The 13,721-nt window shown below is 69.9% G+C and carries 13 protein-coding genes; 3 read left to right on the top strand and 10 right to left on the bottom strand.

Features of this window, described 5'->3' with window-relative positions; translation table 11 throughout:
* Positions 1-10: 10 nt before the first annotated feature.
* The 3 genes from ITJ62_RS17800 to ITJ62_RS17810 all read right to left on the bottom strand — a co-directional run bounded on the left by ITJ62_RS17800 (position 11) and on the right by ITJ62_RS17810 (position 2,477).
* On the bottom strand, positions 11-346 hold the full coding sequence (locus ITJ62_RS17800; RefSeq protein WP_085513359.1) for an Lsr2 family protein: 336 nt from the start codon (positions 344-346) through the stop codon (positions 11-13).
* 209 nt (positions 347-555) lie between these two features.
* Positions 556-1,821, bottom strand: a complete 1,266-nt coding sequence (locus tag ITJ62_RS17805) for a P-loop NTPase (RefSeq protein WP_194605009.1) — start codon at positions 1,819-1,821, stop codon at positions 556-558.
* Positions 1,821-2,477 (bottom strand): hypothetical protein, encoded by a 657-nt coding sequence (locus ITJ62_RS17810; protein WP_137243340.1) that lies wholly within the window; start codon positions 2,475-2,477, stop codon positions 1,821-1,823. Before ITJ62_RS17810 ends, ITJ62_RS17805 begins: the two co-directional genes overlap by 1 nt.
* Before the next feature lie 189 nt (positions 2,478-2,666).
* Here ITJ62_RS17810 and ITJ62_RS17815 point away from each other — a divergent pair, with 189 nt between their 5' ends.
* Positions 2,667-2,963: a helix-turn-helix domain-containing protein gene (locus ITJ62_RS17815; protein WP_064295239.1), complete on the top strand. Its 297-nt coding sequence runs from the start codon at positions 2,667-2,669 to the stop codon at positions 2,961-2,963.
* Between the two features lie 33 nt (positions 2,964-2,996).
* On the opposite strand, the gene ITJ62_RS17820 is transcribed toward ITJ62_RS17815, so the two are convergent.
* Positions 2,997-3,587 carry a hypothetical protein gene (locus ITJ62_RS17820; protein ID WP_194605011.1) on the bottom strand — a complete coding sequence of 197 codons (591 nt, stop codon included), beginning with the start codon at positions 3,585-3,587 and terminating at the stop codon, positions 2,997-2,999.
* Positions 3,588-3,734: 147 nt separating this feature from the next.
* Here ITJ62_RS17820 and ITJ62_RS17825 point away from each other — a divergent pair, with 147 nt between their 5' ends.
* Positions 3,735-4,235: an Rv3235 family protein gene (locus ITJ62_RS17825; RefSeq protein WP_194605014.1), complete on the top strand. Its 501-nt coding sequence runs from the start codon at positions 3,735-3,737 to the stop codon at positions 4,233-4,235.
* A 94-nt stretch (positions 4,236-4,329) separates the two neighbouring features.
* On the opposite strand, the gene secA is transcribed toward ITJ62_RS17825, so the two are convergent.
* Positions 4,330-7,158: a preprotein translocase subunit SecA gene (gene secA, locus ITJ62_RS17830; RefSeq protein WP_137243342.1), complete on the bottom strand. Its 2,829-nt coding sequence runs from the start codon at positions 7,156-7,158 to the stop codon at positions 4,330-4,332.
* 226 nt (positions 7,159-7,384) lie between these two features.
* Here secA and ITJ62_RS17835 point away from each other — a divergent pair, with 226 nt between their 5' ends.
* Positions 7,385-8,005: a PadR family transcriptional regulator gene (locus tag ITJ62_RS17835; protein ID WP_194605017.1), complete on the top strand. Its 621-nt coding sequence runs from the start codon at positions 7,385-7,387 to the stop codon at positions 8,003-8,005.
* Here the strand turns inward: ITJ62_RS17835 and hpf are convergent.
* From hpf to mtrA, 5 genes are all read right to left on the bottom strand, one after another.
* Positions 7,980-8,624: a ribosome hibernation-promoting factor, HPF/YfiA family gene (hpf, locus tag ITJ62_RS17840; protein WP_064295235.1), complete on the bottom strand. Its 645-nt coding sequence runs from the start codon at positions 8,622-8,624 to the stop codon at positions 7,980-7,982. The genes ITJ62_RS17835 and hpf overlap by 26 nt on opposite strands.
* A gap of 141 nt (positions 8,625-8,765) precedes the next feature.
* The gene (locus ITJ62_RS17845) at positions 8,766-9,287 is read right to left on the bottom strand and encodes a phosphoribosyltransferase family protein (RefSeq protein WP_194605021.1); all 522 of its coding nucleotides are present in this window, start codon (positions 9,285-9,287) and stop codon (positions 8,766-8,768) included.
* 275 nt (positions 9,288-9,562) lie between these two features.
* Entirely contained in the window at positions 9,563-11,296 is a 1,734-nt protein-coding gene (locus tag ITJ62_RS17850; protein WP_194605024.1) for an LpqB family beta-propeller domain-containing protein, read from the bottom strand.
* Positions 11,289-12,980: an MtrAB system histidine kinase MtrB gene (gene mtrB / locus ITJ62_RS17855; protein ID WP_194605027.1), complete on the bottom strand. Its 1,692-nt coding sequence runs from the start codon at positions 12,978-12,980 to the stop codon at positions 11,289-11,291. Before mtrB ends, ITJ62_RS17850 begins: the two co-directional genes overlap by 8 nt.
* A 6-nt stretch (positions 12,981-12,986) precedes the next feature.
* A complete protein-coding gene (mtrA, locus tag ITJ62_RS17860) occupies positions 12,987-13,670 on the bottom strand; it encodes an MtrAB system response regulator MtrA (RefSeq protein WP_064295232.1) in 684 nt (227 codons plus the stop codon).
* Between the last annotated feature and the right edge of the window lie 51 nt (positions 13,671-13,721).

Below are 13,721 nucleotides of genomic sequence, written 5' to 3' on the forward strand. Positions count from 1 at the left end.
ACGTGATGCGTCAGTTGGCTGCGCGGTAGGCGTCCTGGACCGCCTGGGGGATGCGTCCGCGCGACGACACGGCGTGCCCGTTCTTCGCGGCCCACTCGCGGATCGCAGCGAGGTTCTCGGCGCTGTTGCGGGTGCTGGTGCTCGAGGTGCGGCGCCCACGCTTGACCGGGCGTCCGGCTCCGATGTAGGGCTTCAGCGACTCGCGGAGGTTCTTCGCATTGTCTGCACCGAGATCGATCTCGTATTCGGTTCCGTCGATCGCGAACCGGACGGTCTCTCCTGCACCGGAAGCGAGTTCGCTGCCGTCGAGATCGTCGATGTATGTGGTGATGACTTTCTGAGCCATGGGGGGTCCTCCTGAAGATATCCGTGGTGAGTCCGACGGTTATCCGATCATATCGAACACCACCAAGGGAATCTGAATACCGACACGATACCGGAGTAATTCATCACCCAACGGATAACGATGCGTCGGAGAAGAATGCAGATGCATATATGGGCGAGCAAATGCATATTCGGTTGATCACCCAATTGTATTGAGCGACTCCGTCGAGACTATTCCGCTCGGCGTGACCGACTCCGCGCACGTCGCCCACGTGCTCCACCCGACGAGCGCCGCGAGCGGTCCCGCACCGGCGCCGGCTCCTGGTCGAGGACGGTGGACACGAACCGCCGCAACGCGACGGGAAGCGCCCCGCGCGGGGCCTGGTCGCGGAGGGTCCTCCCCGCGATCACCGCGGCGTCCACCACCCGTTGGTCCTCCGGCAGGAGCGCGGCCGCCTCGATCCCGCCGAAGCGGGAGAGCGTGGACGCCAGCTGACCGGCCGGGCCGGTACCGAGCGCGACGCCACGCAGCCGGTTCACCACCACCGAGATGCGCGACGGGTCGACGAGTTCGACGAGTTCCGCGTGCCCGCGGAGCAGCCTCGTGACCCCGACCGGGTCAGCCGCACCGACCTCCACCACCCGGTCCGCGGACCCGAGGACGGCGAACGCCGCCCCGTTCCGTCTGGGCGCGAACAGGTCGCTCGAGATCTCCTCGTCCGCCTCCAGACAGAACGCCGTGTCGATCACGATGTCGTCCATCCACGCCCGGCACCGTTCGATGGTCGTCGCGACGCGCTCCGTCGACAGTTCCGTCCAGCGTGCCGCACGGGAGATGCCGGTCAGGACCCGGAACGCGCCGGACGGCGACGGATGGACGACCGCGATCCGCTCGAGCTGCTCGATGTCGAGCGCCCCACTTCCGGCCAATCGGCAGGCCGCGGCGAACCCGGGCGCCTCGTCGAGGAGGCCGAGCATGGCCGCGACGGATGACCCGTATGTGTCCGCGTCGATGAGGACGACCCGGCGTCCGCGCGCGGCCAGCTCGCTGGCGATGCCCGCGGCGACGGTGGTCGTGCCGGGCGACCCGGCCGCGCCCCACACGGCGATGACCCGCCCCGCGGCCTGGGCGACCGGACGAGGGCCGTCGCCGCCGAGGTCGAGCGGCGCGATGCTCCGATCGAGCTCCTCAGGATCGACCGGCAGGAGGACGATGTCGACCAGGCCCAGCCCCGCCGCATGGCGACGCTCGGACTCACCGGACGCGAGCGCCACGACCCTCGTACCCACGCGGTCCGCGAGGTCGATGAGTTCGGCGCGCAGGCGGTCGACCCCGGGTGACACGAGCAGTACGTCGACGGGCGTCCCTGCACCGATGCGCTCGTCGAGTTCGGCTCCGTCGTGACAGCGCCAGGCGACGCGGTGTCCGAGGTCGAGCATCGTCGCGAGGATCTCGCCCTCGATCCGTGGGTCGAGGGCGAGTCCGACACGCAGCATCAGCGTTCGCCGGGCTCGGTGGGGACCACGGACAGCAGGTGCGCTGCCGCCGTCGCCGAGAGCACCGTCGCGACGGCCGAGCGTGGGACGGCGAGCTCGAGGGCGACCGAACCGCGCCCGGACAGGAGCCCTTCGTCCTCGCCGACCCGGACGACCGTCGCGGCCGAGACCAACACCTCCGGCACACCGTAGCCGTCGCCGTCCGGCGCGGCCGCCCAGAGGTCGACGACGGTCCCCGGCACGATGTCGGCTCCGAGCCGCCCGGCCGGTTCGACGACGAGCGTGGTCACGCCGACGGCGCTCGCCTCGCCGAGCGCGTCGAGCGGCACGAGCTCCCCCGCCGCGATCGTCCGCGTGACGACGATTCCCGCCGGCGGTGCCGCTCCGGCTCCGAGGTACCCGCTTTCGACCGATCCCAGACGTGCGTCGATCACCTGGAGTGAGGAGCGGTCGAGCCGCGTTCCGGGCGTCAGCGTCTCGGAGGCCGCATACACCGGGGTCGTCCGGCTCGAGGTCGTGACGAGCCACCACACCCCCAGGATCGACACGACCACCAGCATGAGGCCCACGAGGAAGCGTGGGTCCACCCAGATGCGCGACCGGGACACCTGCCGTCCGCCGACACCATGACGCAGTCCGGCGAGACGGTCGCTCATCCGCTCGCCGCCGTCGCTTCGCGCTCCTCCCGATTCCGATCCGCGTCCCCGCTCGCTTCCCCGCACCGTCTCCTCCTTCATGGGCACCCCGCGCGCCGCCTCCGGTCCCATGCTGCCCGGGCTCCGGACATCGCGCCGAAGTTATCCACAGCCCGGCGGACGATGCTCGCGCGAGAGGATAATCGAGGAATGGAATCGCAGCGCGATGCGGCCCCGCTCGGTCGCTTCCTCACCGTCGCCGACACGGCCGAGGTCTTGAACGTCTCGGCCCAGCACGTGGCCGAGCTCATCTCGAGCGGTGAGCTGCCCGCCATCCGGATCGGGCGCAGCGGACCGTGGCGCATCGAGTTCCCGGCACTCGAAGCCTTCATCAGCGGTCAGTACGAGGAGGCACGTCGTGCAGGCCTCTGGCATCAGGCCCAGCTCACCGAACTCGCCGAGTTCTCCGGCGCACCGATGCTCCGGCCCGTGCCACCCCTCGGCTGAGCCCCGACCCCGGCAGGCGCCCGACGCCACGCCTCAGCCAGCCCGCTCGACGATGACGACCTCCGAGAGCACGACGACGCGGATCTGCTCGACGCTCCGGCTGCGGCGCGGCGACCCCGGCTCGTGGACGGCCAGATCCAGATGGTCGCGGCCCACCCGGTCGATCGTGCCCGCCCAGCTCCCCGTCCGGGTCCGAACGACCACTGCAGCACGGCGCCGGCACAGATCACGGAGCAGGAACGAGACGGTCAGGCGGTCGAGCAGTCGCGGTTCGCGGACCACGACGTCGTCGAGACTCCAATCGACCTGGGTCTGCGTCATGGCGACCGCCGCGATCGCATCGAGCGGGACGACGGCCTCCCGGCCGCCCGGGGTGCCGGAATCAGCCTGCAACCAGTCCTTCCCGATGCTCCGGACCCGCAGCCGCCAGGTCGTCCCGTCGACGAGTTCGACGACGAGCGGTCCTGGTGCGCCGGCATCGCCGCAGAGGGTGACGAGCCGCTCACGCAGGGTGAGACGCCCGCGTCGAAGCCGCTCGGCCTCGACGCGGACGGCGTCGTCGTCGACGGCGAGCTCGTCGTCGAGCTGACCGGCGAGATCGTCGAACAGGCTGTCCCAACGCATACGCCGACGGTAGTGCGCCGAGGTCGGCCGCGTCCTGCGTTCTCCACAGACCCCTGGTACCCGACACCGGAGAACTGACATGATGAGTGTGACATGTCAGATTCTGGTCGCCCGACTCGTGGCGGCCGCCCACCCCTCGGAGGCCCCATGAGCACCGCTGCCCGGCACGACGACGACGAGCCCGAAGCACACACGGCTCGCCTCCGGCCGGCGCCTCCGCTCCCCGAGCGACGCACGCGGGAGGTACGGGCGGCCGCGCGCGCCGGTGCGGACGACTACTTCGCGCCCCAACCGGCGCCCCGAGCCGACCTCCCTGATCCGCGACCGCTGCTCGAGAACCTCACACGGAGCGTGATCGAGGTGATCGCCGGAGCCCGCGACCTCACGCAGCTCGCGCGGTGGATCACCGCCGACGTGCACACCGTTCTGCTGAAGCGCGTGATCCTCGCCGAACGGGCACGACGCGTCCGCGGCGTCCCGGGCACCGTCCCGGTCGTCTCCATCGGCACCGTGACCATCTCCGAGCCACGCGACGGCGTCGTCGAGTCCGTGGTCATCGTCCACGGACGAGCGCGGTCCCGAGCCGTGGCCATCCGACTGGAGGGCTTGGACGGCCGCTGGCGGGCGACCTCGGTGAGCGTGCTCTGACCGGCGTTGCACATCCGCCCGCACCCGACAGACGGGAGCCCTCCGGACCGATGTCACCATGGTCCGGAGGGCTCCCGTTCGTGCCGGCGTGGACTTACTTCTTCTTGCCCTGCTTGCGACGGTCCGAACGGTTGCTCGGAGCAGCCGCAGGCGCCTCGGACTGCTGACCGAAAGCCCCACGCGACGCCTTCGCGGCCGGGGCGGCCTTCGTGGCGGGAGCCGCATCACCTGCGGGACGGTTCGTCTGCTGGAGACGCTGTGCGCGTTCGGTGGCCGCCTTCTCGATCTGCCCGCGCTGGTTGCGGACCTCGACCCCACCCTGCTCGCTCGGAGCGGAGTAGCTGAGCTTCTCGGTGTCGGGGGTCTCCTGCGTCAGGCCCTTGGCCGTGATCGCCGGTGCGGCGGTGCCGGCATCGACCTCACCGGCGACCTCGACCTCGAGGTTGAAGAGGAAGCCGACGCTCTCCTCGCGGATCTGCCCCATCATCTGCTGGAACATCGCGTAGCCCTCACGCTGGTACTCGACCAGCGGGTCGCGCTGCGCCATGGCCCGGAGACCGATGCCGTCCTTCAGGTAGTCCATCTCGTACAGGTGGTCGCGCCAGCGGCGGTCGATCACCTGGAGGACGACGCGGCGCTCGAGCTCGCGCATCGCCGGGGCACCGAGCGACTCCTCGCGGTTGGTGTACGCGAGCTTGGCGTCGGAGAGGATCTCGCGGCGCATGAAGTCGCGGTTGATCCGCCCCTTCGTCCCGGCCTCCTGGACGACCTCGTCGATCGTCAGGCCGACGGGGTAGAGCGTCTTCAGTTCGGCCCAGAGTGCGTCGAAGTCCCAGTCGTCGCCGTTGCCCTCGCCGGTGTGCTCGTCGAGGACGTCGTCGACGACGCTCTCCAGGAACTGCTGTGCACGATCGTGGAGGTCGTCGCCCTCGAGGATGTGGCGGCGGTCGGAGTAGATCGCCTCACGCTGCCGGTTGAGGACGTCGTCGTACTTGAGCACGTTCTTGCGGATCTCCGCGTTCCGCGCCTCGACCTGCGACTGCGCACTGCGGATCGCGCGGCTGACGATCTTCGACTCGATCGCGAGGTCGTCCGGCACGTTCTGACGCCCCATGAGGCTTTCCGCGGCTCCGGCGTTGAAGAGGCGCATGAGGTCGTCGGTGAGGGACAGGTAGAACCGGCTCTCGCCCGGGTCGCCCTGACGACCGGAGCGACCGCGCAGCTGGTTGTCGATGCGGCGCGACTCGTGGCGCTCGGTACCGAGGACGTAGAGTCCGCCGGCGTCGATGACCTTGTCGGCCTCCTCCTTGACCGCGGCCTTCACCTCGGTGAAGACGTCGTCCCACGCGGCCTCGTACTCCTCGGGGGTGTCGATCGGGCTGAGGCCCTTGGCGTTCATCTCCGCGACGGCGAGGAACTCGGCGTTGCCGCCGAGCATGATGTCGGTTCCACGGCCGGCCATGTTGGTGGCGACGGTGACCGAGCCGAGTCGACCGGCCTGGGCGATGATCGCGGCCTCACGCGCGTGGTTCTTCGCGTTGAGGACCTCGTGCTTGACGCCCTTCTTGGCGAGGAGCCTCGAGAGGTACTCGCTCTTCTCGACGCTCGTCGTGCCGACGAGGACCGGCTGGCCCTGCTCGTGGCGCTCGACGATGTCCTCGACGACCTGCGCGAACTTCGCCTCCTCGTTCTTGTAGACGAGGTCGGACTGGTCGATGCGCTGCATCGGGCGGTTGGTCGGGATCGGGACGACGCCGAGCTTGTACGTCGACATGAACTCGGCCGCCTCGGTCTCGGCCGTACCGGTCATGCCGGACAGCTTCTCGTAGAGGCGGAAGTAGTTTTGGAGCGTCACGGTCGCGAGGGTCTGGTTCTCGGCCTGGACGGCGACGCCCTCCTTGGCCTCGATCGCCTGGTGGATGCCCTCGTTGTAGCGACGTCCGACCAGGATGCGGCCGGTGTGCTCATCGACGATGAGCACCTCGCCGTTCATCACGACGTAGTCCTTGTCCTTCTTGAAGAGCGCGCGGGCCTTGATGGCGTTGTTCAAGAAGGAGATGAGCGGGGTGTTCGCCGACTCGTAGAGGTTGTCGATGCCGAGGTAGTCCTCGACCTTCTCGATGCCGGGCTCGAGCACGCCGACGGTGCGCTTCTTCTCGTCGACCTCGAAGTCCTCACCGGGCTCGAGTCGCACCGCGAGCCGCGCGAACTCCTGGAACCAGCGGTTCGCCTCGCCGGAGGCCTTCCCGGAGATGATGAGCGGGGTCCGAGCCTCGTCGATGAGGATGGAGTCGACCTCGTCGACGACGGCGAAGAAGTGACCGCGCTGGACCATGTCCTTCGCCTGCCACGCCATGTTGTCGCGGAGGTAGTCGAACCCGAACTGGTTGTTCGTGCCGTAGGTGATGTCGGCCGCGTACTGCTCGCGGCGCTGCTCCGGCGTCTGACCCTCGACGATCACGCCGGTCGTCATGCCGAGCGCACGGAACACGCGCCCCATGATCTCCGACTGGTACGACGCGAGGTAGTCGTTCACCGTGACGATGTGCACGCCCTTGCCTGCGATGGCGTTGAGGTAGGCCGGGAGGGTCGCGACGAGCGTCTTGCCCTCACCGGTCTTCATCTCGGCGATGTTGCCGAGGTGCAGCGCGGCACCACCCATGATCTGGACGTCGAAGTGGCGCATGCCGATCGTGCGGCGTGCAGCCTCGCGCACCGCGGCGAACGCTTCGGGGAGGAGGTCGTCGAGGGTCTCGCCGTTCTCGAAGCGCTCGCGCAGCTCGACGGTCTCGCTCTTCAGCTCCTCGTCGCTCAACTCCGTGAAGTCGTCCTCGAGGGCATTGACCGCCTTCGTGAGGCTGGTCAGCTTCCGGAGGATGCGACCTTCGCCGACGCGAAGGATCTTCTCAAGTGGTGAGGCCACGAATTGCTCTCCATTACGTGTTCCTGATCTCCGTCCTGGTCGACTGACCGGGACGGACGGGGTGCACCAGAACGGGGCAGTCCTCTGAACATGTTAGCGGGGAGTCCCTTGAGTGGACGCTGTGTATCGAGGGGCGGACGGATGTCGACGGAGCGCCGCCGCAGCGCGGGACGGACGGGTCACTAGGCTGGCGACACCTACGGCGTAGGTATTTCCTGGAGGTTCGATGTCGGTCAAGCACGGTCTGCTCGCGATCCTCGCGCTCGGTGACGACTACGGGTACCGTCTGCGCGGTGAGTTCGACCGGCGGACCACGCCCGACACACCGCTCAACGTCGGCCAGGCCTATGCCACCCTCGATCGCCTCGAGCGGGACGGGCTCGTCGAGCGCGCCGCCGTGGATGCGCAGGGGCATGTCTTCTACCGGATCACCGCCGACGGACGCGACGTCCTCGAACGCTGGTGGGCGTCACCCGTCACGGCGAGCGCCTCGCGGGACGAGCTCCCGAACAAGGTCGCCCTCGCGGCGTCGCTCGACGGCGTCGACGTGTTCGGGGTCATCGCCGTCCAACGCGCGTGGGCGCTCGATCTCGTGCAGCAGCTCGACGCTGATCTGTCGGCGCTCCCTCCGACGCCGCAGGGTGACATCGCGTGGATCGGGCTCGAAGCCAGACGACGACGCTCCCTGGCCGAGCTCGACTGGCTCGAGGCGACCTCGGCACGCCTGCGGGTGCACGACGCCGTCTTCGACGTCGGTACCGACATGCCACGACGCGGCCGCCCGGCGAACCGGGCGACCGCGTCGGTCGGGGTGCAGGACGCTAGTTCGAACCGTCCTCGAGGCTGATCACGCCGTAGTCCCAGCCCTTGCGGCGGTACACGACGCTCGCCCGCTCAGACGAGGCGTCGATGAACAGGAAGAAGTCGTGGCCGACGAGTTCCATGCGGTCGACGGCGTCCTCGACGCTCATCCACTCCGCGGGGAACTCCTTCGTGCGGATGACGACGGGCGAGTACGCCTCCTGCTCCTCGTCCTCGTGGGTCAGCGTCGCGACGCTGCCGGTCGCGACCTGCTCGAGCAGCTCCGGCGCGGCAGGCGTGATGTCGACGCCGCTGAACCCCTCGCTGCTGGCGGCGTGCAGGGACGTGCGGTGCTTGCCACGGTGCTCCTTCTTGCGGTCCTTCGAGCGGCGGACGCGCTCGAGCATCCGCGCGATCGCGAGATCGAAGGCCACGTACTTGTCGGAGCCGGTCGACTCCGCACGGACCAACGGTCCGGGGCCGACGAGCGTCAGCTCGACGCGGTCCTCGCCCTTGCGTCCGTTGGCGTCGTGATGGCGGGACACCTTGATGTCGAGCGACTGCGCCTGCTCGACCAGATGGGCGACCTTCTCCGCCTTCTCGGTCGCGTACTCGCGGAACCGATCTGTGATGCCGAGTCCAAGTCCGACGATGTTGATATCCACGTTCGACCTCCTCATCCGGCTGACCACCCGGTCCCGGGCGGTCCTTTCACGCCGTTCTGCAACCGTAGTGCCCGAGCCTGCGGAAGTCATCAGCGGTGTTCAGGGAACGTTCATCTACCGGCCTCGTGACCCGGCATCCGTTCACGGTCCGACCCTGGCGAGGGCCACGACACCGACCACGAGGCCACCGCCGTCGTGCACCGCCCGGACGGCTTCCCCGACGGTCGCCCCCGTCGTCACGACGTCCTCGACGAGCAGGACACGGCGCCCGTCGAGTCGCCGCGGCGCGACCAGGGCCCCGGCGAGGTTCTCCAGACGCTCCGCCCGGCCGAAGTCCCGCTGGTCGGCCGGCTCCCGTGCCCATCGCAGCGGGCGCGACGGTCTGACGCCGAGCCGGCGCACGAGCTGCTCCACCGGGTGGAAGCCCCGATCGCGGGCGGCGCGTCGCCTGGCAGGAATCGTCGCGATCTCCGGCGAGACGCCGCCCATCGCCCGGCTCGCCTCGAGCACGGCGGACCGGAACGCCGGTTCGAGCGCGGCGGCCAGCGGTCGGACGAGGCCGGTCCGGGCGTCCTCCTTGTAGGCGAGGAGGACGGCGCCGACGAAGGCGTCGTAGCGACGGGCGGCGAGACCGGGGGTACCGTCCGCATCGCTCCATCGCACGAGGTGGGCGTCGTCATCACAGGCCGCCGGCCGGACCAGACGCTCGAGGCAGCCGTCGCACAGCCCACGGTCCGGCGCACCGCATCCGGCGCAGGTGACCGGGACCAGGAGGGCCCACGCGTCCAGGCAGGCTTCGCGGGCATGAGCGAGGGGCGCAGTTCGACTCGACGAGGATCGCATCATCCGATGGTCGCGCCCACGCCGCGCGTCCGGTGGCGCATCGTCCGAGACGCAGACGGCTCCGGCACTCCGGACGCGCTGTGGAGCGCGCTCACTCAGTCGGGCGACCCCAGCTGGGTCGCGATGAACCGGACGTCGCCGCCCGCCTCCTGCCAGCTCGATCCACGGGGCAACAGCAGCCGGCCGTCACTCGTGAGGGCACGCAGTTGCGTCGGCCCGTTGCCCCCGACCAGGTTCGTGACGTCCGCCAACTTCGGCACGGGCGCGGAGCGGCCGCCGATCTGCTGCGTGACGATCGTCGTCGCGTCACCGCCGCCCAGCAGGACGGCGACGGTGATGTCGTCGACCCAGGTGACGGTCGTCGCCTCCGTGGACATCACGCGGAGCTCGACGGGGTCGCCGAGTCGCAACGGCGCGTTCCGGTCACCGCGGATGATCGCGGCGGCCACGAGCCGCGACTGCGTCCCGTCCCGGAGCAGCGCGACGAGACGCGTACCCTCCCGGGACACCTGGATCGAATCGATCGTGGACGCGCCGGTCCAACTCGTCGCGACCTGCACCGTGCCACCCGCGGCGTCGTGCGCGAGCAGTGCGGACGGCGCCGCCGCGGGCACGGTCCAGGTGAAGCCGAACGGGTCCATCGTCGGCGGAAGGAGTCCCGGCCGGTTGTCGACGAGCCGGATGTCGCCGTCGGCCTGGATCACCGTGACACCGGCGGCGGAACGGACCGCGGCCTGGTCATGGTCGGCGGACAACACGGCCGCGTCGGCCCCGGCCGCCACGACCGCCGTCGAGATCCCCGGCACGGCCTCGAGCCGGTTCCCCGAGGCGAAGCCGAACTCGTCCCCGCGCTGGACGAGCGCCCGGGGGTCGACCCGCGGTGCGGCGAGCGACAGCGGCGAGACCGTCTGCGTGGAGTTGCCGACGACGGTGATCGCGACGTTCGAGACGGCGGCGACCCCGCCGACGCTTCCCGACAGCTGCACGAGGCTGCTGCTCAGCTGGAGCTGCATCCGCTGGAGGGTGACGGCGTCCGCCTGCAGGGCCGGTTTGGTCAGGTCCACGCGTGCGGTCCCGGCCTCGACCGGAACGGCGTCGCTCGTGAGCGAGGTCCCCTCGGGGAACGCCGTCGCCACCGCGCCCTTCAGCCACTCCGCCGGTCCGTCGAGCAGCGCCCCCACGATCCTCGTCGCGGTCGACGCCCGCGAGGGGAACCAGCGCTGGTCGGGGACGAGTCGGGTGAAACTCGGGTCGAAGTAGCTCAGTGAGTAGGCCGCGAAGACGTCGGCGAAGGTCGATGACTCGAGGACGATGCCCGGCGGAGCGGCCGCGATCCGCCACTCCCCCCGCACCTGCTCGAAGGTGTAGGTCCAGCTCAGTGGCGACGAGTTCCCCGATTCGCGGTACTCACCGCGGTCGTCGACCGCCGCGACGGGGCTGACGGTGAGTTGCACCGTGTCGGCGACCGGGGCGAACGTGCGGCCGCCCTGGTCGATGGTCACTCCGGCGTCGGGATCCCAGTCGGACCGGAGCGCCGGTGCGAGGAACTCGCGCGCGATCTCGTAGTTGTTCTGCGGGCTCGCGGCGGCGTCGATGAAGCCCCGGAGGATCTGCTCCGGCGTCGCCCCTTCGGCGGGGCCCGGCGCGATGAAGTTGACGTCGACGTCGCCGCCGTCCCCCTCGACGGTGCCACCGTCCTGCACGGAACCGCCCCGCGGGATGCCGACGCAGGCGCTGAGCACCGCCACGAGGAGCATCGGCAGTGCCGCCGCAGCGATCCGACGTATTGCGGATCGTCGTCTCGGCGCTCGTGCGGGGACGTCAACCACGAGCATCCTCCTTGTCGTCGTCGGCCGATCGCACGGTCGGGAGTGAGCGGGTCGTCGGCGCGGTGAGCTCGTCGACGATGGACTCGATCGCATCGTCGGGCGGCAGGCTGATGGGCGAGCGGACGATCTCCGTCCCGGGTTCGCGTGGGATGGTGAGGCGGAAGGACGAGCCCGCGGCGGGCTCCGACCAGACCTCGAGCCACCCCTCGTGCAGGACCGCGTCCTCGAGGGAGATCGCGAGTCCGAGCCCGGTGCCGCCGATGGTCCGCTTGCGGGATGGGTCCGCACGCCAGAAACGGTCGAACACGCGCTCGGTCGCCTCACGCGTCATCCCCTGGCCGTAGTCGCGCACCGCGATCGCGACCGAGGACTCGTTGCTGTCCACCGACACCACGATCGGTTTGCCCTCGCCGTGCTCGATGGCGTTGCCGACGAGGTTGCGCACGATCCGCCGGATGCGCCGCGGGTCCATCGGGACCGCCGAGTAGCCACCCGGTGCGACGATCCGGAGGTCCGAACCGGTCGGCTCCGCGAGCGGGCGGAGCTCCTCCACGACCTCCTCCGCGAGATGGACGAGACTCGTCGGTTCCAGTTCGAGTTCGATGCTCCCGGCGTCGTAGCGGCTGATCTCCAGCAGATCGGCCAGCAGGATCTCGAACCGCCCGACCTGGTCGTGGAGGAGCTCGGCCGTCCGCTCGGTGGCCGGCGGGAAGGAGTCGCGCTGGTCGTAGAGCACGTCGCCGGCCAGGCGGATGGTCGTCAGGGGCGTGCGCAGCTCGTGCGAGACGTCCGACACGAACCGCTGCTGCACGAGCGAGAGCTCCGCGAGTTCCTTGATCTGCTTCTGCATGCTGGCGGCCATCCCGTTGAAGGAGCGGGCGAGGATGGCGAGCTCGTCCTCGCCCTTCTCGGGCATCCGCACGTCCAGGTCGCCGCCGGCGAGGCGTTGACTCGTCTCGGCGGCGAACCGGATCGGTGTCGCGACGAAGCGGACGATGAACCACGCGGCACCACCGACGAGGATCATGAGGCCGACGCCCGCGACGAAGAGGGTCCGTTGGACGAAGCCGAGCGTCTGCTCCGATTCGCTCAGGTCGTAGCCGAGGTAGATCTCGTAGGAGCCGGCGGTCGGCATCGAGACCTCCGAGCCGACGACGATGCCGGCCGTCGACGAGCCGTCGGCCGCGGTGAGGGTGACCGACTGCCACTGGAGCGTGTCCGGGTCGGCCCGAACCGCCTCGGTCAGCGCGTCGGAGATGACGCCGCCACCGAGCCCCGGGGACTCGAAGCCCGGCGGTGTGACCTGACTGAAGTCCTGGCCCGGAGCCCGGTAGGCGGCGATGAGGCTGCTGCCGGAGGTCGTCTGGAGATCGGTCCGCACGGTCCCCATGAGCTGCTGCAGGGCGACGCGCTCGCTGGCGTCGGACGCGTCGAGGATGCTCTGCGCGGACGCGATGGCACGACCGGAGCCTCCGAGCGCCTGCTGCAGTCGGGATTGGAAGAGGTCGTTGCCGATGCTGAACGAGAGGTAGGCACCGGTCAGGAGGATGGCGAGGCCGGAGAGGCCGACCGTGATGGCGACCGTCCGGAACTGCAGCGAGCGCCGCCACTGCGAGCGCACCTGCTGCGGCCACCTCCGCCACAGCCGCCAGTCGGCCGCCCAGCCGGCGAGTCGGGAGGCCATGTCGGATCAGCCGGTGACCGCGCCGGCGCGGTATCCGACGCCACGCACCGTCATGACGATCTTCGGGTTGTCGGGGTCTTCCTCGACCTTGGCGCGGAGCCGCTGCACGTGGACGTTCACGAGCCGGGTGTCGGCCTTGTAGTGGTATCCCCAGACCTGTTCGAGCAGCATCTCGCGAGTGAAGACCTGCTGTGGTTTGCTCGCCAGTGCGAGGAGAAGGTCGAACTCCAGCGGCGTGAGCCCGATGACCCCGTCGGCGCGACGGACCTCGTGGCCCGCGACGTCCACGGTGAGGTCGCCGATGCGGAGGGTCTCCGCGAGGTCGGCGGCCGGTGCCCGCAGCCGCGTGCGGATCCGGGCGACGAGCTCCTTCGGGTTGAACGGCTTCACCATGTAGTCGTCGGCGCCGGACTCGAGCCCCTTCACCACGTCCGCGGTGTCGGACTTCGCGGTCAGCATGATGACCGGGACGCCGGACTCCTGCCGGATCAGGCGGCACACCTCGATCCCGTCGATCCCGGGGAGCATGAGGTCGAGGAGCACGAGGTCGGGCTTGGTGTCGCGGAACGCCTGGAGCGCGCCGCCGCCGTCCGCACAGAACGACGGCTCGAAGCCCTCGGTGCGCAGCACGATGCCGATCATCTCGGCGAGTGCGGTGTCGTCGTCGACGACGAGAATGCGTGCGTTCATAGCTCCGTCTCGGGTGTGACCGGCCGGCCGCGCTGCCTGACCGGTGTCCTT

This window comes from Plantibacter sp. VKM Ac-2876 (genome assembly GCF_015350715.1).
Lineage (GTDB): Bacteria > Actinomycetota > Actinomycetes > Actinomycetales > Microbacteriaceae > Plantibacter > Plantibacter auratus.

Bases quoted from the DNA above. Each gene is read 5' to 3' on its own strand.
- ITJ62_RS17800 (WP_085513359.1), bottom strand. From the start codon at position 346: ATGGCTCAGAAAGTCATCACCACATACATCGACGATCTCGACGGCAGC.
- ITJ62_RS17805 (WP_194605009.1), bottom strand. From the start codon at position 1,821: ATGCTGCGTGTCGGACTCGCCCTCGACCCACGGATCGAGGGCGAGATC.
- ITJ62_RS17810 (WP_137243340.1), bottom strand. From the start codon at position 2,477: ATGAGCGACCGTCTCGCCGGACTGCGTCATGGTGTCGGCGGACGGCAG.
- ITJ62_RS17815 (WP_064295239.1), top strand. From the start codon at position 2,667: ATGGAATCGCAGCGCGATGCGGCCCCGCTCGGTCGCTTCCTCACCGTC.
- ITJ62_RS17820 (WP_194605011.1), bottom strand. From the start codon at position 3,587: ATGCGTTGGGACAGCCTGTTCGACGATCTCGCCGGTCAGCTCGACGAC.
- ITJ62_RS17825 (WP_194605014.1), top strand. From the start codon at position 3,735: ATGAGCACCGCTGCCCGGCACGACGACGACGAGCCCGAAGCACACACG.
- ITJ62_RS17835 (WP_194605017.1), top strand. From the start codon at position 7,385: ATGTCGGTCAAGCACGGTCTGCTCGCGATCCTCGCGCTCGGTGACGAC.
- mtrB (WP_194605027.1), bottom strand. From the start codon at position 12,980: ATGGCCTCCCGACTCGCCGGCTGGGCGGCCGACTGGCGGCTGTGGCGG.
- mtrA (WP_064295232.1), bottom strand. From the start codon at position 13,670: ATGAACGCACGCATTCTCGTCGTCGACGACGACACCGCACTCGCCGAG.